Raw genomic sequence first — 25,803 nt, 5'->3', positions numbered from 1 at the left:
TGATTTTCATACTTCTACATAATTATACCAAAGATATCCTAAATCACTATTAGAAAATTTAAAAGTATCACGAAACATGATGATAGATCAATCCAATAGTAGTAAGTTTCAATGAGTGTGTATCCATAAACAGAAATCCCTTTATATAACATATGAAGCGAGCAGTATAAATCGAGGGGGAATTGGATATGCACCAAATAGCTACGAAGCAATACTTGAAAACGACTGCACTGTTAATGGAGAAGAACGCTTGGTATGAATATATCGCGCTGCAGGAAATCCATGCGTATGTCTACAGCTTGAAAAATGAACACGACCAAGATCGCTGGATTTACAAAACAGCGAAGGAGTGGCAAGAGATGTTTCCGTTCTGGACGAAGGACATGATCGGAGAAATTCTATTCAATCTTGAAAACATGGGTTATCTAGACGTAATGGCCGGCAAACAAGATTCTACTTCAAATTGCTATCAAATCAATTATGCGATGTGTTTGTGAAAACATAAAGTCTACAGGGGTTGGAGAGCTATACTCCCACTCCTTTTTTAGCGTATGTAAAATTATTTTTTAAAATGAGTATCCTTTTCTGAAAAACTCTCTATATGGAGTATGAGAAGTGCAAAGTGAGCACTCATCTACTACTCATCTACAGGGGGGATCAATCAAATGAAATTATTAATTGATGAAGAGCCGATACCGCTACTACCGTCGCTCGTGCACTTAGTGGGAATTAATGGGGCCTTGGTTATGCAACAAGTGCATTTCCGCTCGCTCATATCTAAGAATGTTCGGGATGGCCATAGGTGGATCTATAAAACGTATGAGGACTGGACAAAAGAATTTACGTTCTGGTCGTCGAACACGATTAGACGCATTATTTATGATCTTGAAGAAAAGGGCTATCTCATTTCTGCACATCATCATAACCGAATGAAGATCGACAACACGAAATGGTATCGAATCGACTACACCAAATTACCAGTAAGTACGTTCGAACTTGAGCAAGTCACTTGCTCAGAAGCGCCATGTGCACCTGTCGAAGTTAAGCAAAAGCATTTGCAAAGCGCTAAGATCCGTATTGACGACAGAAGCGGAATAAAAGTGAGCCAAATAAGAGCCGCTGCCCGTAAAATCATCAAAGCACAACCTGACAAGCGACCGATTATTTTCATTGATTACTTGCAGATCATTCGACCGGAAGAAACAACGAATAACCAAAATCAAGCAATCGGCCAAATTAGCGCAGATTTAAAAACAATGGCTAAAGAATTTAACTGTCCCGTCGTCGTACTATCTCAGCTTTCAAGAGCAGTCGAACAACGACAAGATAAGCAACCGATGATGAGCGACCTACGAGACTCCGGCAATATCGAACAAGACGCAGACGTCGTGTGCTTCCTTTACAGAGAAGATTATTACGACCAAGATTCAGAGCTCAAAAACCATCTTGGAATTACCGTCGCTAAACATCGCAACGGCCCAGTTGGTGGCTTCATGGTTTACTACAACAAAGACAATGGGCGACTGGCGTTAATTCGGTGACACATCATCGCTTTGGTGCCTGGTCCCCGAACAATTCTGAATACTTTGGGGGCCTGGTCCCCCAAAAAAGGAGAGTGTACCTATGATCACAGTTGAAGAACTATTCGATTACGCAGTGGACACTGACATGTCCCTAACCGCCCACAGCATCTTCTGGGCGATCACGAATCAAAAGATCCGCATGGATGAAGATAGTAAACAACTTAAAGATATCGCGTTCGACGAGGAAGCGATCCAGCAATCGATGCAAGAGAACATATTGCGAATTGGCGAGATCAAGCTCTTTGTGGTGGAAAGTAAGCAACCAAATTGGTATGCGTTTTATCTTGGTAAGAAAGAAGCAGACGCTTATCGGTTACATAGCGAAACATTTCGTGAGACCGGTGTAAAGGTTACACACGCCGATCGTTTGATGCCGAACTTACTAACATTTGCGGAATCGGGAAAAGAAGAAAGTTTGTATGAGTATCGAAAGCGCATAGTGCAGTTTCCGGTGTATGTGGGGCATGTAGAGTCGGGGAAGCGCTTGGTGCATCGTGCGTTATGAGCAATAGGAGGGATGGATGTTGGAGATAACGGATATGGTGTTGATCCCGGTGATTATTGGGTTGGTGGATGCGTTGAGAGGGTATGGGCTGCCGAAGAAGTGATGGCCGGTTGTATCGGTGTTGCTTGGTATAGTTGGCGGGGTTGTGAATTTGTTTCCAGGGGACTGGTCTAGTGGGGTGTTGAGTGGAGTTGTCATGGGACAGTCTGCTGGCGGTTTGTATAGTGGGGGGAAGGTAGTAGTGGGAAGTGGACCATTAAGAAATTCACTGTAAAAGATACATACCTTCTGTTTTTCGTAAGCCATAGTAAAATCCAGCTATTTTCACATAAGAAGATAAGCTGGATTACTACATGATTTACTATCAATTCCTAAGCGAATTCATTCTAATGGCTTTCGGGTTCCTTTTGTAACTTATTTTTTCGTAAGGCATATACGATAACGAGCATAAGAGGGAAGAAAAGTCCGATAATTATAGTAAAGAATATTTCAGTCGATTGTTCCACTACTTTTTGATAGACGACGTTCGGATAGATCACGAGAGAAAGAATTACGGCAATCATGCCTAACGGTAGCGTTAAGGGGCGGTAGTCTTTCATGTTTAAAATTTGCGCGATCCCTAAAACGGAAGCGTAAAAATAAAGAATCGTCTTAAAGTAGAGGGCAATAAACCAAAGTGAACCCATAAACTCTTCAATGCGCTGTACAAAATCTCCCACATTTATCCTTTTGGCCAATTCATAGCCTGGATAAATCTGTCTAGCCGTATCCTCAGCACCTAATACCGAAACACTCAAAAATGTAAGCATGATGATAAAGATTCCGCCTATAAAGTTTCCGAGTAAAAAAAACTTTTTAGCTTGTTTCATTTTGTTAATAAAGGCGGGGAAAATCATTAATAAAACAATCGCATTGACAGAAGATGAAGTGACTAAATATGTGCTAGATTGAACGATCGTTTTTGCGCCTACCTCAAATACAGGTTGTATATTTTCAAACTTAATTTCAGGTGAAACAAACACCATTAAAATGAGGAATAAGACAAAGAAAATGACAATTAAAATTTCAGCAGAACGAGCGATCGTTTCCAATCCAAGACGGACTCCCATCACAACAATTCCTACCATAAGAATATTTAGGGCTACCATAGGGGTATTTGGCATCACATTAGTCGTTACGAATGTCGCGGAATAATACAAAAGACTAGAGGTGTAAAAAGTAGCCATGGCTACAAATAGAACGGAAACGGCTTTCCCTATCCATTTTCCAAATATCTTTTCGTTGATTTGTATATAGGTGAGATGGGGAAACCAAAGAGCTATAGTGGTGAATAGCCATATGACCAATAAGCCGATTCCCGTACCAATGATAGCGGAAATCCAAGCGTCTTGCTTCGCTTCAGCAGCTAAAACTGACGGGACAATTAGGATGCCCGAGCCAATAGTGAAAAAAATAACCAAAATGAGAAATTGGTATGGATTGATTTTAACGTTTTGCATCATTTCATTTCCTACCTTTCCCTCTACACAGTTCGTTACTTCAGTAAAGGAGCAATAAGGTCAGTAAACAGTGTAAACAAAAAATTCAGTAAGTTCACTGGAGTTGGAATGGTTTTTCCAAAACCAAGTATAATGCCTGGCACGACTCCAATCGTAAGAAGAATGGAAAACACGAGCAATTCTTTTTTATGTTTTTTTTCCAAAAGAGAGGGAACTTCAAACCATACAATGGCTGCAGCTATCAAGAGTATGCCTATACTATTTAACATGATCAGTTAGTCCTTTATCTTTTCTAAGAAAGAATTATTTACTGTACCGGTGCGACGAATTTTCATGTCAATTTGAACATTTACGGTCAAGTCGGAAAAATGTTCATCCCAATGTTCTTTCATCTGGTTCCACTCTTTAGGATTGGATCGATGAATGGCTTCACCAAACCCGAAAATGTCTGATTTATACTCGTTTTGTACTGTCTCTATTGTACGAGTAATAATTCCTTTCACTTCTTTTTCATAAATTTTCTCTAGTTCGTCAATTGTTTCTGGTTTCATAATATCAATTGAACATAGTACTTCTCCAATATTGCCTTCTGCCTGAATTTTGATATCCACCTCAGGCTCTCCTTTCTTCATAGCGCCTTTAATTTTAGAGTTATATTGAAAAATATCTATAGCGATTTCTCCCTTTTGAGGACAAGATATAGATGTTACGGTTTTTTTAACAGCGTTAGTGATATCTGCGTAGCCTCTGCTTTCCTCTTCATTTAACCAACCGACTAGCTGATCTCCTTTAAACACAGCTAAATGATCATATTGAATTCGCGTAGAAGGAGTAATCGATTCCACATTCTGTTTGCTCGATCCTGTTTCTTTGTTACCAAATACTTGAATCCCTGTTAACACAGCTTCCTTTCCGTCACTTATAAGATTAGTTACTAGCTCATCTAATATAATGCCTTCTGTTCCAGCCCAGTTTTTCTCTGATACTTTAAGAGCATTAAACATTTTATTGGCTGGAATACTTTCTATTGCCGTAGTAACATTCAATACTTCAGAAGCAGTTATATCCTTCGCAACTACTACATAGAAGTCTGATCGAAGCTCCCAATCCCTTGACAGCAGCTCTAGTGATTCAGCTACTCCTTCTTTTGCCAGGTCTTCGCTGATGACCAGTATTTGAAGATGTCCTGGATACATTTTTCGAGGAGAGATCTTTGTCATCTTTCGAAAGGCCTCATATACTGAATCTCCTGTTGCTTGAAAGAGGGTTACTGCTGAACGTCCCGTACTTGCCCTCATGGATACTTCCGAAGGTACAACCACTTGAGCACTTACTACATATTCATTTTCTATTTTATCGATTCCTAATGCCATGGTGATACCCAGCTCATTTAATTCTCTCTTGTCCCAGCACCCCGACAAAAGGAGGGTGAGAATCAGGAGTAGAAATATGCATTTTTTCATCATGTACTCCCTTTCCTATTCCTCATTTTTAGGTGGCTGTGGTTTTGCGGTGGCTGGATCTTGTTGCCTAACTTTATTTGTTTGGTTGATTAGGCGAGGTCTAGTAAACATTTTCCATATTGGTACGACGATCAACGTATCCTTTTGATCAGAAACATTAAATGGAGCTAATGGTGACATATAAGGTATACCAAAAGAACGTAAACTGCATAAATGGAGAATGAGAGCAACTAAACCTATGGCAATTCCGTATAAACCAAACGAAGCAGCCAACGCCATAAACCCAAAGCGTAGTATCCTCACAGAGATCGCAAGGTTGTAAGTGGGCGAAACAAAACTTGATATAGCGGTTATGGAAACGACGATGACCATGGCAGCTGAAATAATGCCAGCTTCGACCGCTGCGGTCCCAATAACAAATGCGCCTACAATGGACATGGCTGAACCGATGGAGCGGGGCATTCGTATGCCGGCTTCCCTTAAAATCTCAAAAGTGATTTCCATTATGAGGGCTTCAATAAATGTCGGAAATGGCACACCTTCTCGTTGGGCAGCCAGACTAATGAGAAGTGCAGGAGGTAGCATAGATTGATGAAAAGTGGTGATGGCTATAAAAAACGCAGGTACAAGCAAAGCAATCACGAATGAGAGGAAGCGAAGGGCTCGAATCAGACTCCCGATCCCCGTATGCACATAGTAATCTTCAGGAGATTGGAAAAATTGAACAAATAGTGCTGGAACGATCAGTACAAAAGGTGTTCCATCTACTAAAATGGCTATGCGTCCTTCGAGAAGCGCTGCAGCTACTGTATCCGGTCGTTCGGTATTAAAAACGGTCGGGAAAGGGGAGTATGTTGAATCTTCAATAAATCCCTCAATATTACCGCTTTCCAAAATTCCATCAATATCTATTCGGTCCAAACGTAAACGAACTTCATTGACAATTTTGTCATTTGCAACGCCATTGATATACATAATGGCCACATTCGTTTTCGTGCGTGTTCCAATCACTTTTGACTCCATCCACAGATTCGGATCTTTAAGTTTCCGACGAACTAATGCCGTATTAACACGTAGGTTTTCGGAAAAACCTTCGCGCGGTCCTCTAACTACTGTCTGAGAAGCTGGCTCAGTGATCCCACGCTCAACCCAATGTTTATTGCCAATGACTAGACCTTCGGAATGTCCATCAATCAACAGAATAGTATCCCCTGATAAAAGGGAAGTAAAAAGATCATCAAAATTGGTTAGATCTGTAATCTCTCCTACCGTCATGGCAAAATCTTTTAATACGGTTAACAGATTATGTTCAGGCGTTAACTTCTTCTCCAATGGAGTACCTTTTATATCTAACATCAACGATTCCATAATAAAATTTTGCAGAGCAGGTGTATCGGTTAAACCGTCAGTATAAAAAATCCCCGCTTTCACCGATCCACCTTTACCAATTCGTATTTCTCGAATGACAATATCCGAGCTCTCGCCCAGGCTATCCTTTACGAATTGTATATTGTCTGGAAGACTTGTCTTTAAAGCATTTGTTGAAGTGCTTTCCTTCGTTTGGCTAGGGGAAGTGGATTGTTCTTTAGTGTGATCTTTCTTTTTGAAAAAGCCCATACACTACCTCATTTACTATTTGGTGTTTTGCGTTTGTACGCATGATTTTTGGTGGTTCTTCACTCTTTTATTCATCATGTCCTTATTATTCCTTTTTTATGCGGGAGGGGTTGGGTTTTTTGGGGGAGTTGACCAAATGTGTTGATTGGGGATAGGGGTGTGGAATTGACGCTTGCTTTTTTGTGTTAGTTTTAGTGGGATTTGTCTGATTGAGAGACTTTCAAGATTGTTTATCCCTTAAATTTTGTTTTTCATAAAAACTTTTTAAGTCTTCTTATTTAATATTCCATTCATAAATCCGTCATTGGCATTGGTAGTAAAGTCAGAAAAATGGAGATGTAAAAAACAGTTATAAATCACTACCTTTTTAACTATAATCAAAGTGTACGTCAGCTCACCGAGGATGCTGAAATATTGAATTCAATCGTATATTAATTGTCAGGTTCCGCCACAATTTAAAATCGTATTGGGACCTGGTACCTTTTAAAATAATGGGTTCCGCTCTAAGCCAATCCCATTGACAACGAGGATTGCATCACGGTATAGTTAAAAAACTATTACAACGAAAGGGTGACCCAACTACATGAAGTATTAATCCTATTTTACGAAAAAAACAATAAAGGTATTCTGCAGGCGACCCTGCATTTTTTTGATGCCTTTTATTGTGTTTTTCAGAATAGGATGGTATTTCTATAGTTGGACCTTAAGGGATAATGATCTCTTTTTGTGTACCCCTATATAATACATGCCTCCTATTCTGAAAGAAGATAGGGGGTATTTTTGTATTCCCCGAAGTTAAAAAGGAGGAATGATCGTATGATAATAGTTGAAGCTAACCACATTAAACACTATATTCAAGACCGCTTGTTGTTGGATATAGATCAACTGGTAGTGCATGCAAAAGATCGAATTGGTATAGTCGGTAGAAACGGAAGCGGTAAAACGACCTTATTAAATATACTGGCTAAAAAAGTTGTTCTTGAAGGTGGTCAAGTAATCCAGCATGCCAGCGTTGAGCTTTTGCCACAGTTGAAACGAACAGATACAGCCAAGAGTGGCGGCGAAATCACTCAAGAATACATTCAGCAGGCACTTGCTAGTGACGCGGCACTATTGCTAGCGGATGAACCAACTACGAATCTCGATACAGAACATATTGAATGGGTGGAGAAAAAGTTAAATAATTGGCCGGGTGCTCTTATACTAATTTCCCATGATCGCACATTTTTGGATTCACTTTGTACGACCATATGGGAAATAGATGAAGGACGCATTAAAGAATACAAAGGAAACTATACTCAATATTCTAAGCAAAAGGATGTGGAGTTCCAACAGAAACAACAAGCGTTTGAAAAGTATCAAAAGCAAAAGCATCACTTGGAAGAAGCGATAAAGCAAAAGGAAGAGCAAGCCCAACGAGCAACAAAAAAACCTAAAAATTTAACTGGCTCCGAAGCTAGAATTAAAGGTGTAAAACCATATTTCGCAAATAAACAAAAGAAATTACGGAAAACTGTATCCGCTTTTGAAACTAGGTTAGAAAATTTAGAGACTATTGAGAAGCAAAAAGATATTTCCCCAATCCAAATGAACTTGCCGGATGAAGGGACTTTAAAAAACCAAGTAGTTCTTCGAGCAGAAAAAGTACATGGAATGGTTGGAGAGCGTGTCCTATGGAATGATGCAAGCTTTTATATCCGTGGTGGCGATAAAGTAGCTGTTATAGGATCGAATGGTACCGGAAAAACCACATTGATTAAAAAGATCATAGAAAAGGAAACGAATATCACTGTTTCACCATCTGTGAAGATTGGTTATTTCACTCAAAATTTATCAATATTAGATCTGGATAAAACTATTTTGCAAAATGTTCAATCCACTTCAACTCAGGACGAAACGCTGATTCGAACTGTGCTCGCAAGAATGCACTTTTTTACTGATGATGTATATAAGTCTGTAAACGTTTTAAGTGGTGGAGAACGCGTTAAGGTGGCTCTGACCAAAATCTTTCTTAGTGACGTAAATATGCTTGTACTTGATGAACCAACTAATTATCTAGATTTGGAATCACTGGAAGCTTTGGAGACGTTATTGAAACAATACAAAGGAATAATTATTTTCGTTTCACACGATAGAAAATTCATAGAAAATGTCTCCACACGAATAATAGATATTCAAAACAAAGAACTAATAGTATTCGATGGGATATACGAACAATATAAAAGCCGCAATCCTATTAAAGAATACAACTTGAGACAAAATGAATTACTTTTGCTGGAGACAAAAATCTCGGAAATTATTAGTCGGTTAAGTGTAAATCCGACAAAAGAATTAGAAAAGGAATTTCAAAGGCTACTTAGTAAAAAAAGAGAGTTGCAAGGATGATGTAAGACACTATATCCCTCCGCAATTCAACATCGTGTCAAATATAAGAAACCCTTCCGCGACTAAATCAGTCACAGAAGGGTTTTTGTTGATTCATATAATTCACAGTCGCTTCATAAACGGCTGGAGCAGCATGCTGTCTAACTTGCTCAAGCAATTCTCCCTGTTCATGGAACGTCAGAGTTTCTTCGTCGCCATTACACTTACGATAGTAACGCTCTTCATTAATTGAGTACGTGCCGACATCTGTTAATTTAGCAATGAGCAACTCTTTATTGAATGAAGATTCTGGGCTGTGGTGAATCTGCTGTTTCACATTGTCCAAGTGCTCCCAGTCGATCGCGTCGGGATGGAGTGCGTAGCGAAGTTCCCAGCCGGTATCTTTTAATTGTTCAAATACCATCGATCCTTTTTCAGTCGTTTCGCTCCGCAACCGGAATGTCCCAGCAGGTGAAGTGACAGGTTCTCCATCTAATGCGACAGGCTGCATGACGAGGTTATTGCCGAAACCACTGTCGATTAAGTACAATGTATCTTCGTATTCGAGCAAGTTCACAACGTGTGTCTGTGCCATGACGAAGCTGTCTCGCGGTGACGGTGCCCATACAGTGCCAGCAGCGAGTTGAACGGGAAATCCTAGATCTCTAAGTACGCTAAACAGCAGCCCGTTGAGTTCATAACACAGGCCACCACGTCCTTGTTTCATCATTTTATCTTCAAGGTATTGCTCCGTAATAGGTTCATCATTCGCAAGCAAAACATCCAAGTTTTCAAATTCGAACTGCTCGGCGAAAAGCTTCTGAACTTGGGTAATCTGCTCTAGTGGTGTGCCGGTAAGTGTCAGCCGTTCTGAAATCCATTGCAACATATTTCATCCGTCCTTTCTTCCGTAGGGCTAACACCATCATAGCAAATTTACTTGCGATGATAATAGTGTTGGGACCTGGGCCTATTTTACGCTTGCGAATAAATCTACTTTTGACCATAAATATATGATAAATACGATGAAACTATTTACGGATTTTTCCGTCTGTACGTCGATCTATGATTACATAATAGAAAGGAAGAAACACGATGAAAAAGATTTTCATGACAGTTGGCACAGTGGCTCTTGCCCTCAGCCTACCATTATCGAGTATGGCCGCAAGTAACCAGAAATTCACGGATGTACCACCAACAAAGCATTTTGCGGAGGCGGTCAATGAATTGGCCGAACGTCATATTATTACGGGGGATGGGGACGGCATGTTCAAGCCGGGCAATCCGATCACGCGTGGTCAGCTATCGGCAATTATTGCGAAATTGATGGGACTGAATCCAGATTACATGGTGAAAGATCCTGGATTCAAGGACCTCTCAAAAGCGAATGGCTATCATAATGCCATTGCCAAGCTTGCGGAGCTCGAAGTGATTGGGGGATATGCAGATGGAAGTTTCGGGCCGAATGATCCGGTCAAACGGGGACAAATGGCTTCAATCCTCGTCAAAGCGTTCGATTTGCCACGCTTTGCTTTTAACGAGGAAGAAAATCCATTTGATGACGTCAAGCCTAACACGTCCCATGGTGCGAACGTCTTGATTCTGCATAAACTCGGCATTACGACAGGCATAACGTCTGACAGATTCGGCATTAATGAATTCGTGACAAGAGGACAAGCGGCGAAGTTGATGCAACTAACGGAGCGTGTCCAACCCGAGACGTATTCATTAAAGACATGGGGTCCAATGCTACGTTTCTCGGAGATAATGACCGATGAGGACACGGATGAATTTGTGGTTAACTCCGAGTTGTATCACGCAGCCATTATTAAAGGCAGACAGACGCCGTCAGGATATACTGGCGATCGCGTACAAGTAACTCCGTTTAAAGAAGGAAGAGGAACATTGCAGTTGGGCGGTAATTATGGAATGGAAAGTCAAAATATCAAACGCTACTATCATAAATACTATGTGGATGTGAAGAAGGTCGATGGCAAATTGAAAGTGCAGTTGCTTTACGCGAGCGATGTTTTAAAGACACGGGCGCGGTTGAAGCTAGCTTCGAATGAAAAAGTTGAAAATATTCGATTCGAACGGACAGACGGGGAAGTCCTATCTAGTAACATGCCAATTGAAGGGTATACCGATTCGCCAGATGTGTTCATTCGTGTCGACAAGCCAGGCAACTTCATCGCGACAGTCCGCTTTACTGACGGAAAAGAAGCGCGCTACGCGGTAGAAGTGAAAGCTCCAGATCAACATATGTTGTATTATCAAGTGAAGACGTCAAAGATAGTAGATGACAAGTGAATTTGATTCGTGAAAATGAGTTGTAACAAATAATGAGTGGAGAAACTGAAAAAGCGATTTAAAATACCTGTAGTTCAATAATTGAACGGCTTAATCAACGTCGCGCCATCTGCTATATATGAATTGCAAGGGGATAACTAAATTTCAGATACCAAGTCCCTACACGATTATGTGAGGACTTGGTATTTTTATTTGAAACTTTTTCTAAATATCTCCGTCTGTACGGTGCGTATATGGTGAAAGTACACAGCGCGTATTACAAAAAAAGGAGAGAAACAGATGAAGAAAAAACTTACAGCGTCGTTCATCGCATTATTATTTATCGTTGCAGCCATGCCGTTTCAAGCACATGCGGCCGAGTTTACGGACATGAATGGGCATTGGGCACAAAAAGAGATCAAGTATTTATATGACCGCAATATTATTGGAGGATATCCAGACGGTACATTCAAACCGAATGAACCGATCACACGAGCACAAGCATCCGCCATGCTCATCAAAGCTCTAAAGATTCCACTCGTGGAAAATCCAAAAGTAGTGTTTCAGGATGTTTCAAAGAAGTCCTCTTATTATAAAATTCTAGCGACGGTGAATGAAAAGGGAATTCTCCGCGGTGATCAAGGTTTAATGCGCCCAGGGGAAAATACATCACGAGCGCAAATGGCAGCCATTTTAAGTCGTTCATTCAATATACCTTTTGATAGTCAACCAACATTTGTCGATGTGGTTCCGGCGCACTGGGCGTATGCCGACATTAACGGCATTGCCAAACAACGCATTGCTGGCGGATCGGAAGGCAAGTATATGCCGGCCCAATCGGTGACGCGCGCACAGTTCTCTGCTTTTCTGACACGAGCGCTTGACGATTCGATGAAACTCAGTCGTTACCATTCATATGTCAGCCAGAAAGGAAAAACAGTTGAGCAGAATGGTTTTTCGTACAGTATAGGTAATGGATTGATGAAAAAAGATTTGAAAACGAATAAAAGTGAAGAGATCTTGAGTGAGCTAGATTTCGAAGGTAGCGACGGGAATTGGATTAGTTATATGGAAAATTGGTTTGATGTCATTGTCTATAATGATGAAGTATTCATTCCCTATTTAAGTGCAATTGGCCAAGCTTCAGAATTACCGATGGAGTATGGTGTCATTCGGACGAAAACAGAACGTTTCACGGGACCGAAAGATTCTATGATTATGCCGTCATTTTCCGGTGAGACGATGCGAAACGTATTTATTTGGAATGACCGCATCTATTATACAAATGAAGCAACGAAAAGAGACTACTACCGAACACCTAACATACCAAAAGATAGTAAGTTGACACTCAACTCTGTCGCTATGAATGGATCGGACAGAAAAAAAGAACGTGATTTTGATGCAAGAATTTTATTTTACGAGGATCCAAAAGAAAAGTCATTTATTCCAGATGAAAATCAAAATAATGCATCGGTGCTTTTCGATCATTCGACGATGTTTTACTTCAATAAAACAGGTATTTATACGTATAGTTTGCTTGAAAAGAAGACTAGTAAACTGTCGAATATCCAAGGGAAGCACATGTCAATCACTGACACACAGCTGATTGTAACTGGCCAAGATGGGAAGAAATATGTGTTTAAGAAGTGAGTAAGTATCTATGCCAGGAACTAAAGTGAAATTTACCTATTTAATGTACCAGGTCCCGACACCATTCTAAATAGTATCGGAACCTGGTACATCTATACTCTCCGCTTAATCCACTCTTTCATATAATCAATGGCAATCTCATAATTTCCAACTTGGCAATGCTGCTCGCCACCTTCTGCTTCGGTGAATATTCGACTCTCCACGTATGCATTAAGCAAGTTATCTTTGAGATGCGTAAACTGCCACGCTGGAATATAATGATCCTTTTCTCCTGACAGCAAAAGGACGTCCTGTGTAATTTTCGATAATTCATCCTGTAGAGTATGCTTCTCGATAGATTTGAAAAAGTCAAAAGGGGAGTGTGTATGTGTAACGAACATGCCGTGTGCTAACGCCCATTCGGTTAGTTGGTCAGATGAACTTTTTAAGCGAGCGAATGTATTGATCAGCTGTTTAAGCTGTAAGCGGTATAGTAATTTGAAAACGGCTCTGGCCGGTTGTTTGATGGACTGTTGCTGTACGTCCAGGGCATCATAGAGCACTCCATGGCAGATGACATGCTGTATGCGCTTGTCATAAGCCGCAGCCCGTAACGCAAAATATCCACCCCACGATATTCCCATTAGGATTACATCTTTGAGCTCGTAATAATCGAGTATGGCTTTGACGGATTGCTCCCACTTTTCATGGAAATATAACCCTTGTCGCATCGGTTCACCTTGTCCTTCTCCTTCAAATAGTATGATTTGTACATCTGAATCAATGAATTCCTCAGCCACTATATATAATTCCTCAATGAATGAATCAAATCCACCATGAATCAGTAACGTTTTAGTAGCTGTTGACGAAACGATACGAACAGCTGATAAGTACTGATCTTTATACGGGATGTTTACTTTTACTACTTCTGGAAATGCATCTCGAAACATCTCCTGCATCGCTGCGTACATTTCCATTTTCTCCGGTCGACTTGGCAGCAGCATGAACTCAGCCATGCGATAATAATACATACTATGCAAAAGTCGGGACTCGTTGCGTGCTTTTTCAGCAATACGCTTCCATTCGGTATACCAGCTTTCATTATCCTTAACTGCCAACATTGCTTGTAATACTTCCTCTCGATCGCAGCCTCTCTCTCCGAAAGATAGCACACGATTTAATTGAAAATTAAAATTTACTTGTTTAAATACTTGTTCATACATGAAAATACCTCCCGAGCGTTATTATTCAATTAGTGAGCACTGAAGAAACCATTTAATGTATACTCAACATATCGAATAAGTTTCCCTCGGTCAACTTTATGGATAGAGTTAAAATAAAAAACACCTGTGCGACAAACGTGAATGTTTGCTGCACAAGTGTTTTTAGTACCAGGTCCCGACACTATTCAGAATTGTTTCGGGACCTGGCACCTCTACCAACTGTGTCCACTTACACCCGAACCCGTTTCACAAACAGTGACGCAATGAATCCAGAAATAGCGAATCCAGCGATAAAGTAGAATGCATATTTCGTACCCGCTGCAATCACATCAACAGACGAAGCACTAGGAGAAGCTTCTAGAAATAAGTTTTCTCCATGTATCATGAATGTAATTGCCAAAGCTGTTCCCGTAGCACCAGCGATTTGTTGGAGAGTATTCGTGACAGCCGAACCATCTGCGTAGAGTTCGCGCGGTAATTCGTTTAATCCGTTCGTTTGGGCAGGCATGATAATCATGGCAATCCCTACGAAGAATATTAAGAAAGCGATGACTACTTGCCAAATAGGCGTTTCAGCGGAAATAATGATAATGAACAATACACTCGAAATCGCAGTTAATAGGAAGCCGATCGGTAATATTGTTTTGACGCCGAATCTGTCTGACAGCATACCTATGACTGGAGACAACAATGCGTTCAACGCGCTGCCTGGTAATAAAACAAGTCCCGCTACTGCTGCGCTGACGAGCAAAGACGTTCTCATATACAATGGCAGTAAAATGGCAGTGGATAAGATTAAAAACATGCCAATGAACAATAGTACGATCCCTAACGTGAACATCGGATATTTAAACACACGTAAATTGATCATCGGCTGCTTCATCTTGAACTGTCTTACCACAAATAAAAGTAGAGAAACGAAACCGACTACTAATGGAAGATATACGTATGCAGACGTTAAAGACTTTTCTGCCATAGTACTTAAACTATAAATGACTCCTCCAAACCCAACCGTTGATAATACAATCGAAATGACATCAATTGTAGGCTTCGTGATTTGTGAGACGTTGTCAATTTGTTTGAGACCAAATACGATTAATCCTAGATAAAATAACAGGCTGACCCAGAAAATGTATGACCAACCGAGTGTGTCGACGATTAATCCGGAAAGTGCAGGTCCAATTGCGGGAGCTGTCGTGATCACAAGCCCCATGACGCCCATAACGGCGCCGCGTTTATGGATCGGGAATATTAATAAAATAACGTTCATCATTAATGGTAATAATATTCCTGTTCCAATCGCTTGCACGACACGACCTATAAATAACACGGCAAAACTCGGAGCGAGCCCAGCTAAAAATGAACCGGCTATGGAAAAGGCCAAAGATGCAACGAGCAATTGTTTCGTTGTAAACCACCGAATTAAGAGAGAAGACACGGGTACTAGAATACCTAGCGTTAATAAATACCCGGTAGTCAACCACTGTGCAGTCGCCGAGTTAATGGAGAAGTCGGCCATAATATTAGTCAGTGCCATATTTAAAGCTGTTTCACCAAACAACCCGATAAAAGCTCCAAACATCAGAGTAAAAGCCATTGCTTTTGGATAACGTACTTGAACGATTTGTAATGAGGACACGATTTACTTCCTTTCTAAAAAAAGACTGACGCAAAGTACATATGCATGAAACGTATTTTGACGCAACAAAGGATACCCACCCTGGCAACAACCAGAAGCAGATATCCTTAGCTGAAATAAGTCCGTTGCTATTCATAACTTGCCGCTTGAGCATTATACCATGTATTTATTACTGGAGGAATAGAATAGCTCCTACAGAAAGCACATTCATGATGGTTTCTCATGTGGTGCTTTTATTTTCTTAAAACAATATTGACTATAAATTCTGAATAATGTATACTTTTGGTAATTCCAAAGTATATTCTGGTCTTACCAAGAAAACTTACTAGCAGACATGCTTCATAGATTGATCAACTATAAGATAGGAGGACGGTTCATGAATACGAAATATATGAAAGAGTTCATTATGTTTCCGGATATAACGATGATGTTGGTGCTATTTATTCCGCTCATAAGTTATACTCTTTTACATGCATTCTCCTTAGGTGTGTGGATTTCCTTCATAATAGGGATGGCTACTTATGCAATGAGTGAGTATTTGATTCATAGGTTTTTATTCCATATGAAAACGCCAACAAATCCATTTTTATTGAAAACGATTAAACGATTACACTTTGATCATCACGTAGATCCGGCAAATTTAAAACTATTATTTTTGCCGATTTGGTTCAGCTTGCCTGGCTTCACTATTTTTGCACTAGTTTTCTATTTCATAACAGGTAGTTTGCCATTCACGATTGCTTATCTTTCAGGAATTATCGCCTATTTCATGTATTATGAATGGAAACATTATATTGCGCATCGCCCCGTTCAACCGCGTACCGAAATGGGAAGACGTATTAAAAAAGCACATCTATGGCATCATTTTAAAAATGAAAACTACTGGTTCGGCGTAACGCATACAGCTATCGATAAAACATTCGGTACGTATAAAGATCAAAAAGAGGTCGATAAAAGCGATACCGCTAAAAACTTAGAGAATCGTACGTAAGTATTGAATAAAGGAGATCTAGCCATGAATCGAACAGCAATGGTTGAAAAAGAATTGATTAAAGCCATTCTTCAAGGTGAATATGTGGCGGGCAGTCAAATCGAAACGGAAAGAGAACTGGCGGCGCTGTATGAACTGGGACGGCCCGCTATTCGCGAAGTTTTACAGCGTCTGAGTCACGGAGGCTGGCTGACGTTACGAAAAGGACAGCGCGCTATAGTCAATGATTACTGGAACGGAGGAAATATTACTACCATCGTGGATATTATAGAGTACTTTGATCAAGTGCCCGATGCGTTCGTCCTCTACTTTTTGGAATTGCGTATTGCGCTAACACCTCAATATGTACAAAAAGCAGTACTGCTCAATTATCCTAAAGTCGTGGGACTTCTCGCGGAAATCGATGAATTAACAGACACTGCGGAAGCTTTTGCGTCGTATGATTGGAAAGTTCAAAAGGAGTTAGCTAGATTATCAGAGAATCCGCTCTTTTCGCTCGTCCTAAACAGTTTTGAACCAGCTTACTTGAGAATGGCGTTAAAATACTTTGAAAGCTCATTTCGTCGTGAAGCTTCACTCAGTTATTATAAAAAGTTATTGTCCTATGCATTATCAGGTGATGATCAACAAGCAGAAAAACTTTCCCAGGAAATGATGAAAAAAAGCTATGATCTATGGAAAAATCAATTATCACCAGATGAGAGAATCGGTGTGAAGTTTAAGCTCGACAGTATATGATATGTACGCTTCATACATAAACATCGTTAAGAGGAGGACATCATCATTACGAAAATACTAGTCAAGTCCCTTTCAATTATTCTACTTCTAGCAACAATCTCCATTCTAGATGCTCCAAAAGGAAACGCTGATACGGCTAAAGAATCGATCACGATCTTGTTTACGCATGATTTACACGACAATTTCCTGCCGTTTGAAGTGGAAAGAGGGAATAGGAAGATATCAGTCGGCGGATATGCTAGATTGCATACCGCGATAGCTGAACAAAGAGACATCGATCAGGATGCAATTCTAATTGATGCTGGAGATTTTGCGATGGGGACATTGTTTCAAACGATTTATTCAACAGAGGCACCAGGCTTACAGATGATGGGGTGGATGGGGTATGACGTGACTACATTAGGGAACCATGAATTCGACTTTAGAGCAGAAGGTTTAGCAAGTAGTTTACGTGCTGCGAAAAACAGTGGTGAAGAATTGCCTAGTATCGTCGCTTCGAATACGATTTTCCCAAAAGATGAAGACGGCAAGATACCTAGCAACATTCGAACATTAAAAAAAGCGATGGACAAATATGACGTTAAAGAGTATATCGTGATAGAACGTAAAGGTATCAAAATTGGCATCGTTGGGTTAATGGGAGAAGAAGCAGCTGGCAATGCACCTATGTCCGGTGTGACGTTTGATGACGCGGTGGAAAGTGCCAAGTCCACGGTTGCTACATTGAAGAATGAAGAACATGTAGACCTAGTCATCGCTCTATCACATTCAGGTACGTCGGATGTTCCGTCGCAATCCGAAGATGAAATAATCGCCAAAAAAGTTCCCGACATTGATGTCATTATTAGTGGGCATAGTCATACTACATTTGAGGAACCGATTTTCGTAGGTACTACTATCTTAGGCTCGGCGGGGCAATATGGAGAAAACCTTGGCGTCCTCAATATAATACGAAATGAAACCAATAATTGGACTGTTAATAATTATAAGTTACGGCCAATTGACGATTCTCTTCCTGTAGATTTAACGATTACTAAAACAATTGAGACATATAAAGAAGTAATTCAAGAAAACTACCTCAATGATTTTGGAATGAAGTTTGATGAAATGTTAGCCTATTCTCCATTCGATTTTACGCCTTTTTCTATGTTAGGAATTGAGCAAAAAGAAGAACCCATTGGAAACTTGATAGGCGATTCTTTCATTCACATGATTCAACAACTCGAAGGAGACGACTATGAACCAATTGCTGCAGCAGTAGTTCCTGTCGGGACAATCAGGGATTCATTTAGCGAAGGCGAGATCACGGTTTCAAACGTCTTCAATGCAAATTCTTTAGGCATCGGTCCTGATGGAATTTCTGGCTATCCACTTCTGGACATATATTTGACCGGTAAAGAATTGAAAACCATTGCAGAAGTCGATGCCTCTATTACGCCTATTATGAATGAAGTTCAACTGTATATCGCGGGTTTGAGTTATACGTTTAATCCGAATCGTTTCATTTTCAATAAAGTAACCGACATCAGTTTGCAGTCTATAGATGGGGTAAACACAGAAATTGACGATGAAAAGCTCTATCGGGTGGTCGGTGGCTTATATTCCGTTCAAATGCTTCCTTTTGTAAATGAAAAGTCGTTCGGAATCCTATCTGTTGTGCCGAAAACTAAGGAAGGTACACCGGTAACAGACTTTGAAAATCAAATCATTTATATGAATGAGCACCAAGAAGTGAAGGAATGGTATGCTATTGCGAATTACTTCAAGTCCTTTAATAAGGTCAACGGTGTTGCTCAAGTACCGACATATTACGATCAAACACATGGCCGAAAAAACGTAGAGCATGATGCGAACATTTGGGCCATCCTTAAAAATCCGAATGGAATCATCCTAACCGTCTACGCAGTCTTGCTTACGCTTATTGGCTTACTAGCTTTGCTTGTTATGTTTATGGTGAGACGAAGAAAGCGTAAAAAGAAAAGCTGATCGTATAGAGTTACAAGCCCAAAACGTAGTTGCTTGAATTCAACACATGGAGTTACGACTATTTTCTATCCTTTCTATTGAATAAGCCTATATCAGAAAAAACGATCACATTCAAAGTGATCGTTTTTTAGTTGACTAAAAATTCAATCTGTTATATGGTCATATACATAACCATATAACCATATAACTAAGTACAGCATATCATGAAAAGAGGTGACGTAAGCGATGAGCAAATCATTGGATGATAAAAAGCCTATTTACCTTCAAATAAAAGAAATGATTGAAGATCAAATTATTAATAATCAACTACAAGAACATGATCAAATACCATCGACGAACCAGCTCGTTCAATTTTATAAAATTAATCACATTACGGTTTCGAAGGGAATTAACCTCCTTGTTGAAGAAGAGATTATTTATAAAAAAAGGGGTGTAGGAATGTTTGTGATGGAAGGCGCAAAAGAAAAATTGATACTCAAACGAAGAGAAGGATTCGCTGAGGAGTTTGTTTGGCCAATGTTAAAAGAAGCGGAAAAACTGAAGTTGATGGACCATGATATCGTGAAAATAATAGAGAAATTGAGAGGGAGTGTAAAGGATGACTAGAAAAGTGGAGGCAACTAACATACGTGTTTCTTATAACGAGTTTGAAGCGTTACAAGATATTAACTTCACGTTGGAAAACGGGAAAGTATATGGATTGATCGGGCGCAATGGTGCCGGAAAAACAAGTCTACTATCTGTATTAGCCGCCTACCGAAAGGCGACGAGTGGGGAAATGAAAATAGATGGAGAGAACATTTTTGAAAATGAGAAAGCAATGGCTCAAGTAACGTTTGTTCATCAAACAGACTATAAAGATAATTATGACACAATCACTAAATACTTTGATCTAGCCGAGCGATTTCGTCCAACATTTGATCGGAAATATGCGGAGCAATTAGTTCAACTATTTCACCTTCCAACAAATAAACCACTAAGGAAGTTATCAGCAGGTATGCAGTCAGCTTTTAATGTAACCATCGGGTTAGCGAGTAGAACTCCAGTCACGATTTTTGACGAGGCTTATCAAGGGATGGATGCTCCAACACGTGAAATTTTTTACAATGAAGTATTAGAAGAGCAAGCACGCAATCCTCGAATTTTCATTTTATCAACACACTTAATTTCAGAAATGGAATACTTATTTGACGAAGTTTTGATTATTCATCAAGGTACATTACTACTTCAAGAGGAAGTGGATACTCTTTTAGAAAGAGGGTTTTCTGTTACAGGTCCAACCAGCGATGTAATAGAGGTGGTCGCCGGACTTCATGTATTAAATGAAGAGCAGCTAGGTGGCACAAAATCGATGATGCTGTACGGGGAATTAACGGAAGAAAAAGCGGACGAAATAAATCGAAAAGATCTAGAAATAGGAAATGTTTCACTTCATGAATTATTTATTCATTTAACAAAGGAGGGAATGTAAAATGAACGCAATGGGAAAGAAAATAGGTGCTGATCTGTACTTGGCCCAAATGAAATGGGTCGAGTGGTATTTGCCGATTTTGTATGTTGCGTACACTGCAATTGTTTGGTTCCTCGATGAACCAGATATAAGATCGATGTCATTACTAACTTTTACATTCCAAACAACCACAATATTTATGCTCGTGTGTGGGATCATTTCAAGTTCAGTATTCCTCACCATGTATGTGAAGTATGGTGTTACTAGAAAGTCTTATTTTCAAGGAGCGTTGCTGTCAGCGATAGGCTTAGCGATTACTGTCATAGGTCTAACAACCATTTTAACTTGGATAGTACGTGTCTTTAACATCAATGTATTTAAAGAAGTTGTATTATCCTCACTTGGAGTAAACAGTTGGTTACTGACTAGTGTCTCTTATTTCTTCGTAGTGATGATCTATTTTCTAGTTGGATGGCTCATAGGATTAGGATTTTATCGTTATGGAGGAGCTGGTGGATTTGTAACCATTGTAGTTGCTCTCGTAGTCGTATCTGTAAATGACTTACTATGGTCGTTCAATACACCGAAACCTTTAATGGGGTTATTTAACTTTGAAATTCCAGTACCTAATGTTGTAGTTGCGATGATTGCATCATTCGCTATAGCAACAATCATGGCTATAACAGTTTATAAAATTGTCAAAGAAACACCGATAAAAATAGCATAACTTTCATTTTGTAAGTGCAGAGTATAAGGAGTGAAAAGCTTAAGCAGCAATGGTAGAATTGGGCTTTCACTCCTGCAATCTGAGTACCTGTATAAAAACTTATAGGCTTTACATTATTTGAAATGAAAGATGGGGTTTCTATATGAAAACGGTTAGCCAAGAAGTACAAGAATTGTCCATTAAATCTTTAGAGTCTACTTTTACTAAACTATCGAATGCTTATACAAGTATGACGGTAAAAGGTTCCAATACAACACTTGTGAAAAAACGGCGCGACGCTGTAAAGGTTGGGTTGGAGAGCTTACAAGACGTTTGGTGTAATGGAGAATTTTTCTACGACAGAGAAACAATTGTACAATCTACGGAAATTTTACTAAGTATCATTCCGTCTATTGATAAACAATTAGCAAAAGCAAAGAAGGGTAGTCCACAAAAAACAGTGAACGAACGACGTATAATCGCACTTAAATTAGCGATTGAATCATTGGAGAACCGTCTTGTATAAAAGAGCAGCTTTTGCAGTGGGTGAATCTGCATTACGCTAGAATTGGGTCAGATTGTATAATAAAGAAAAGCATGAATTGCAATTACCGCAAGGCAAAATTTAAACCGTCTTTAGCTTAGATTCATGAAAAATCTCTTTTTGTTTAAAAGAAGTAGCAATAGGAATATCGGTTTAAAACGCTAAAAATATATGCACAAAAACAAACGATACCTTTACTTATAGGGACCGTTTGTTTTTTTATTTGTTTTCCGATTACTTTGCCGCTAATGATATAGCAAGAAAGTTCTTACTAAATGATACAGTCTTCATATCCTGTGAAACAAAAATGTTTACAAAAAATAATATATCAATTATAGTCATTGTAGATTCAAAATATCTACAATGAAAAGAGGAAATGAAATGAATGAAAAATTACTGAGGAAAATTAATAATCTGGAGAATATAGAGAGAAGCTCTGCTGAAGAGTTATTTCAGTTCGTATCATTTAATAAAGAGGATAAATTAGTAGATCTTGGAGCGGGAGTTGGTTATATAAGTCTTCCCATTTCTAAGTATGTAGATGAAGTGACAGCACTTGATTTTGATGAAGACATATTAAAATACCTGGAAACAAAAGCTGAGGAAAATGGAATTACCAATATTAAAACGCTTGTATCAGATTTCAAAGATCTACAACTAGGTGACGAAGAATTTGATAAGGCTGTCGCTTCAATATCACTTCACGAAGTGAAACCACTTTCGCTTGCATTAGGCGAAGTATATAGAGTCTTAAAAAATAAAGGAATGTTCCTTTGCGTTGAATTAGAGAAATCAGAGTTATCAACTGGTCCGAGAGTTTCATCGGAAAATATGAAAGAAGAAATTCTTGCTGCTGGCTTTGATCTTGTCGATGTTCTGTATCCTCAAACTAAATTGGCTAACCAATCTGTTTATATAGTTGTGGCACAAAAAAATAAATAAAACAGTATTGAACTAGTTGTTAATTTAAATTTAGCAACTAGTTTTAGTTTGTACTGTAAAAAGGAGTATTAAATGCGTTCAAAAGAAAAGCCGAATTCTAGTGACAAACTTCGAACTGAAAAACCATCTAAATTAATAATGAATTTATCTATACCTGCAATGATAGGTATATTCGTTATGGCTTTATACAATCTCGTTGATATGTTCTATATTTCACTTGCGGAAGGTGTACATGCAGTTGCAGGTTTGACTGTTTCTTTCCCTGTAATGATGATTGTTATGACATTAGCAGCAGCGGTAGGAGTGGGTACATCTTCTGTAATAGCTAGAAGATTAGGAGAAAAACGAATCAACGAGTCGAACAAGATTTTCGGGACATATATATATTTGCTTCTTCTCATTAGTATAGTAAGTATACTAGTTGGATTTTTTTTATTAGATGATCTTTTGATATTATTTGGAGCAACAGAAAATATTATTGGGTATGCTTCTGCTTATATGCTACCTATTCTTTTGGGTTTCATTTTTGTTAGTTTTTCAATGGCAACAAATATAGTGATACGTGCAGAGGGAAATGCTAAATTTGCAATGTATGCAATGATTATACCTGCCATACTTAACATAATCCTAGATCCTATACTTATATTCGATTTCGGCTTTGGTTTAGGTGTTATGGGAGCTGGGATAGCAACTGTAATCTCACACGCGATAATGACCATAATCATTTTAATATATTATCATAAAGGCTATAGCTCACTTACCATTCATCTTAACTATATAAGAATGAGGATTTCTACTTTAAAAGAGATTATCGCTATAGGATTTCCAACCTTTGTACACACGGCATCATTTAGCTTAGTAGCTATAGTGATTAATACGATGTTGCTACGGTATGGAGGAGATGTATATCTAGCAGCTTATGGTGTCGCCCAACGTGTCATCGCCTTTGCGGTTATGCCGATTAATGGAATCATGCAGGGAATGTTACCAATTGTAGGGTACAACTATGGTGCAAAACTATATGAAAGAATGAGAAAGACGATATGGTTATCTCTCAGGTATGTTGTCATGATCTCTGTAGTCGTCGTTCTTCTCGTTCAAATATTCCCTGAGTATGCAATGGGGATTTTCACACGCGATCCAGAATTTATAGAAATAGGATCAAAAGCAATGCAGATCATTTTTTCGCTTTATTTTATTGTGGGCGTACAAATTATTGCCGGAGGTATTTACCAAGCTATAGGGAAACCTAGACAAGCTTTAATTCTGTCTCTTTCCAGACAAGTGTTTTTCTTGGTACCTTTAGTGATAATCTTACCGATTTATTTCGGCGTGTACGGAGTCTTTCTTGCATTCCCTATCGCTGATGTACTATCATTTATGTTAGCGAGTTTTATGCTTTATCGAGATAAAGAGACTATTTTAGTAAAAGGACAAGACGAATAAACAGTACGTTCAAATAGTTTTCGGAGGGTTTTTAATTGTCTATTATAGATAGTATGGATAGTTTTAAACGTGAAGAAATACAATGAATGGAGTTGAAAGAATGCAATTTGCGAAAAGTACGGATTATGCGCTACATGCCTTAGTGTATTTGGCTAATTCAGAGAGCGAAGACAAAGTAGGTATTAAAGAATTATCCAATAAGCTAAACGTATCGGAGAGTTATTTATCGAAAATTATGACTCAGTTACGGAAAGATGGTATCATACGAGCCGTTCCTGGCGTAAAAGGTGGATATGAATTATCACGTCCAGCTAGTGATATCACGTTTTTAGATGTTATTTTGTCCACTGAAGGAAGACAAAACATGTTTACTTGTTCCAATTCAGATTCTAAACAACATACATTATTGATAGATGAAAGTAATGGACAATTACTAGAGCAAGAAAAGGATCAACGTGTTTGTCGAATTAAAGAGGTCATGGATCGTGCTGAAATTTTCTTACACGAATTTTTAAACAGTCACTCCATACAAACTACTTTAGATGAGGCTACTAAAGATCGTCATAATCAATTATAAAAGGAATAAAGTAGCTTAATCATGACACGGTACTGATTGATTTTAGTAACCAGTAATTTAGAATCCTATCAACAGGCACGATAACAGCAGTAATATGTAGTACCTGAAAAATCTTTCAAAACATACAATGATAGAAACGTATTTTGAAAGGTGACTACGTGTATGGATAGTCAATTACGTTCATTTATATATGGATTACAAACTAGAAATCCTTTACAAACGGTTGAATTATGGATACTAGGAGTGCAAAACCGAAGCGGCGCCGTTCAACATGCAGTATTATCCCCAGCACTTCAAAAACGAACAGAAAAGCAATTTGCAAAAGACCATTGGGTAACTGGACAATCCAGTCCGTGGGTGTCAAATATTCATATTGTCCATGTAAATAAAATCAGTGAAACAACACAACAATTTACTCTTGCGTACGACCTGATCACTTCGTATGCGAGTTTCGGCAAAGGGCATAAATTGATTACGGTAGAAAAGAATCCCGAACTGGGCCGTGAGAATTGGTTCATTACAAAAATCAGCACGACATCTCTTCCGTATGAGGCGATTACTCCAGCTGAAAAGATACAGTAATTAGTAGATATAGCTTATGTTTTTTGATAA

At 39.1% G+C, this 25,803-nt stretch carries 24 protein-coding genes; 17 read left to right on the top strand and 7 right to left on the bottom strand.

The genetic code is table 11. From position 1 onward, the window contains the following. Window positions 1–188: 188 nt before the first annotated feature. The 3 genes from CSV72_RS03760 (at window position 189) to CSV72_RS03750 (ending at window position 2,088) form a co-directional block, all read left to right on the top strand. Window positions 189–497 carry a hypothetical protein gene (locus CSV72_RS03760; RefSeq protein WP_099677196.1) on the top strand — a complete coding sequence of 103 codons (309 nt, stop codon included), beginning with the start codon at window positions 189–191 and terminating at the stop codon, window positions 495–497. A 168-nt stretch (window positions 498–665) separates the two neighbouring features. Further along, window positions 666–1,541, top strand: coding sequence for a DnaB-like helicase C-terminal domain-containing protein (locus CSV72_RS03755; RefSeq protein ID WP_099677195.1), 876 nt, complete (start codon window positions 666–668; stop codon window positions 1,539–1,541). An 82-nt stretch (window positions 1,542–1,623) separates the two neighbouring features. Further along, window positions 1,624–2,088, top strand: coding sequence for a hypothetical protein (locus tag CSV72_RS03750; RefSeq protein ID WP_099677194.1), 465 nt, complete (start codon window positions 1,624–1,626; stop codon window positions 2,086–2,088). Window positions 2,089–2,474: 386 nt separating this feature from the next. Here CSV72_RS03750 and CSV72_RS03745 read toward each other — a convergent pair whose 3' ends face one another. Genes CSV72_RS03745 through CSV72_RS03730 form a run of 4 tightly spaced genes read right to left on the bottom strand, consistent with a single transcriptional unit; the run spans window position 2,475 to window position 6,667 of the window. Then, a complete protein-coding gene (locus CSV72_RS03745) occupies window positions 2,475–3,587 on the bottom strand; it encodes a GerAB/ArcD/ProY family transporter (protein ID WP_233191067.1) in 1,113 nt (370 codons plus the stop codon). A gap of 35 nt (window positions 3,588–3,622) precedes the next feature. Continuing rightward, a complete protein-coding gene (locus CSV72_RS03740) occupies window positions 3,623–3,856 on the bottom strand; it encodes a hypothetical protein (protein ID WP_099677192.1) in 234 nt (77 codons plus the stop codon). 6 nt (window positions 3,857–3,862) lie between these two features. Then, window positions 3,863–5,053 (bottom strand): Ger(x)C family spore germination protein, encoded by a 1,191-nt coding sequence (locus CSV72_RS03735; protein ID WP_233191066.1) that lies wholly within the window; start codon window positions 5,051–5,053, stop codon window positions 3,863–3,865. A 12-nt stretch (window positions 5,054–5,065) separates the two neighbouring features. Then, window positions 5,066–6,667 carry a spore germination protein gene (locus tag CSV72_RS03730; RefSeq protein WP_099677191.1) on the bottom strand — a complete coding sequence of 534 codons (1,602 nt, stop codon included), beginning with the start codon at window positions 6,665–6,667 and terminating at the stop codon, window positions 5,066–5,068. An 816-nt stretch (window positions 6,668–7,483) separates the two neighbouring features. Here CSV72_RS03730 and CSV72_RS03725 point away from each other — a divergent pair. Further along, window positions 7,484–9,052, top strand: coding sequence for a Vga family ABC-F type ribosomal protection protein (locus CSV72_RS03725; RefSeq protein WP_099677190.1), 1,569 nt, complete (start codon window positions 7,484–7,486; stop codon window positions 9,050–9,052). A gap of 67 nt (window positions 9,053–9,119) precedes the next feature. Here the strand turns inward: CSV72_RS03725 and CSV72_RS03720 are convergent, their stop codons facing one another. Further along, window positions 9,120–9,920, bottom strand: coding sequence for an arylamine N-acetyltransferase family protein (locus tag CSV72_RS03720; protein ID WP_099677189.1), 801 nt, complete (start codon window positions 9,918–9,920; stop codon window positions 9,120–9,122). A gap of 206 nt (window positions 9,921–10,126) precedes the next feature. Between CSV72_RS03720 and CSV72_RS03715 the strand changes: the two genes are divergently transcribed. Together CSV72_RS03715 and CSV72_RS03710 are read left to right on the top strand one after the other, a co-directional pair. Beyond that, a complete protein-coding gene (locus CSV72_RS03715) occupies window positions 10,127–11,341 on the top strand; it encodes an S-layer homology domain-containing protein (protein ID WP_099677188.1) in 1,215 nt (404 codons plus the stop codon). 279 nt (window positions 11,342–11,620) lie between these two features. Then, window positions 11,621–12,970 carry an S-layer homology domain-containing protein gene (locus CSV72_RS03710; RefSeq protein ID WP_099677187.1) on the top strand — a complete coding sequence of 450 codons (1,350 nt, stop codon included), beginning with the start codon at window positions 11,621–11,623 and terminating at the stop codon, window positions 12,968–12,970. Window positions 12,971–13,062: 92 nt separating this feature from the next. Here CSV72_RS03710 and CSV72_RS03705 read toward each other — a convergent pair whose 3' ends face one another. Together CSV72_RS03705 and CSV72_RS03700 are read right to left on the bottom strand one after the other, a co-directional pair. After that, a complete protein-coding gene (locus tag CSV72_RS03705; RefSeq protein ID WP_099677186.1) occupies window positions 13,063–14,172 on the bottom strand; it encodes an alpha/beta fold hydrolase in 1,110 nt (369 codons plus the stop codon). A 229-nt stretch (window positions 14,173–14,401) separates the two neighbouring features. Beyond that, window positions 14,402–15,769 (bottom strand): MDR family MFS transporter, encoded by a 1,368-nt coding sequence (locus CSV72_RS03700; protein ID WP_199170058.1) that lies wholly within the window; start codon window positions 15,767–15,769, stop codon window positions 14,402–14,404. Between the two features lie 418 nt (window positions 15,770–16,187). Between CSV72_RS03700 and CSV72_RS03695 the strand changes: the two genes are divergently transcribed. The 11 genes from CSV72_RS03695 (at window position 16,188) to CSV72_RS03645 (ending at window position 25,773) form a co-directional block, all read left to right on the top strand. After that, window positions 16,188–16,802, top strand: a complete 615-nt coding sequence (locus CSV72_RS03695; protein ID WP_099677184.1) for a sterol desaturase family protein — start codon at window positions 16,188–16,190, stop codon at window positions 16,800–16,802. Window positions 16,803–16,826: 24 nt separating this feature from the next. Next, window positions 16,827–17,540 (top strand): GntR family transcriptional regulator, encoded by a 714-nt coding sequence (locus tag CSV72_RS03690; RefSeq protein WP_099677183.1) that lies wholly within the window; start codon window positions 16,827–16,829, stop codon window positions 17,538–17,540. A 156-nt stretch (window positions 17,541–17,696) separates the two neighbouring features. Then, window positions 17,697–19,526 carry a bifunctional metallophosphatase/5'-nucleotidase gene (locus CSV72_RS03685; protein ID WP_199170050.1) on the top strand — a complete coding sequence of 610 codons (1,830 nt, stop codon included), beginning with the start codon at window positions 17,697–17,699 and terminating at the stop codon, window positions 19,524–19,526. A gap of 225 nt (window positions 19,527–19,751) precedes the next feature. Further along, window positions 19,752–20,132 (top strand): GntR family transcriptional regulator, encoded by a 381-nt coding sequence (locus CSV72_RS03680; protein WP_099677181.1) that lies wholly within the window; start codon window positions 19,752–19,754, stop codon window positions 20,130–20,132. Then, a complete protein-coding gene (locus tag CSV72_RS03675) occupies window positions 20,125–20,997 on the top strand; it encodes an ATP-binding cassette domain-containing protein (RefSeq protein WP_099677180.1) in 873 nt (290 codons plus the stop codon). Before CSV72_RS03680 ends, CSV72_RS03675 begins: the two co-directional genes overlap by 8 nt. Window position 20,998: 1 nt before the next feature. After that, window positions 20,999–21,703: a hypothetical protein gene (locus CSV72_RS03670; RefSeq protein WP_099677179.1), complete on the top strand. Its 705-nt coding sequence runs from the start codon at window positions 20,999–21,001 to the stop codon at window positions 21,701–21,703. Window positions 21,704–21,845: 142 nt separating this feature from the next. After that, window positions 21,846–22,208 (top strand): hypothetical protein, encoded by a 363-nt coding sequence (locus CSV72_RS03665; protein WP_099677178.1) that lies wholly within the window; start codon window positions 21,846–21,848, stop codon window positions 22,206–22,208. A gap of 399 nt (window positions 22,209–22,607) precedes the next feature. Beyond that, window positions 22,608–23,168 (top strand): class I SAM-dependent methyltransferase, encoded by a 561-nt coding sequence (locus tag CSV72_RS03660; protein WP_099677177.1) that lies wholly within the window; start codon window positions 22,608–22,610, stop codon window positions 23,166–23,168. Window positions 23,169–23,240: 72 nt separating this feature from the next. After that, entirely contained in the window at window positions 23,241–24,614 is a 1,374-nt protein-coding gene (locus CSV72_RS03655) for an MATE family efflux transporter (RefSeq protein WP_099677176.1), read from the top strand. A 100-nt stretch (window positions 24,615–24,714) separates the two neighbouring features. Next, window positions 24,715–25,191, top strand: a complete 477-nt coding sequence (locus CSV72_RS03650) for an RrF2 family transcriptional regulator (protein WP_099677175.1) — start codon at window positions 24,715–24,717, stop codon at window positions 25,189–25,191. Window positions 25,192–25,353: 162 nt separating this feature from the next. Then, window positions 25,354–25,773, top strand: a complete 420-nt coding sequence (locus CSV72_RS03645; protein WP_099677174.1) for a hypothetical protein — start codon at window positions 25,354–25,356, stop codon at window positions 25,771–25,773. Window positions 25,774–25,803: the final 30 nt, after the last annotated feature.

It is taken from the genome of Sporosarcina sp. P20a, from assembly GCF_002743175.1.
Lineage (GTDB): Bacteria > Bacillota > Bacilli > Bacillales_A > Planococcaceae > Sporosarcina.
The sequence above is the reverse complement of the archived record's forward strand: the minus strand, read 5'-3'. Positions and strand labels throughout refer to the sequence as shown.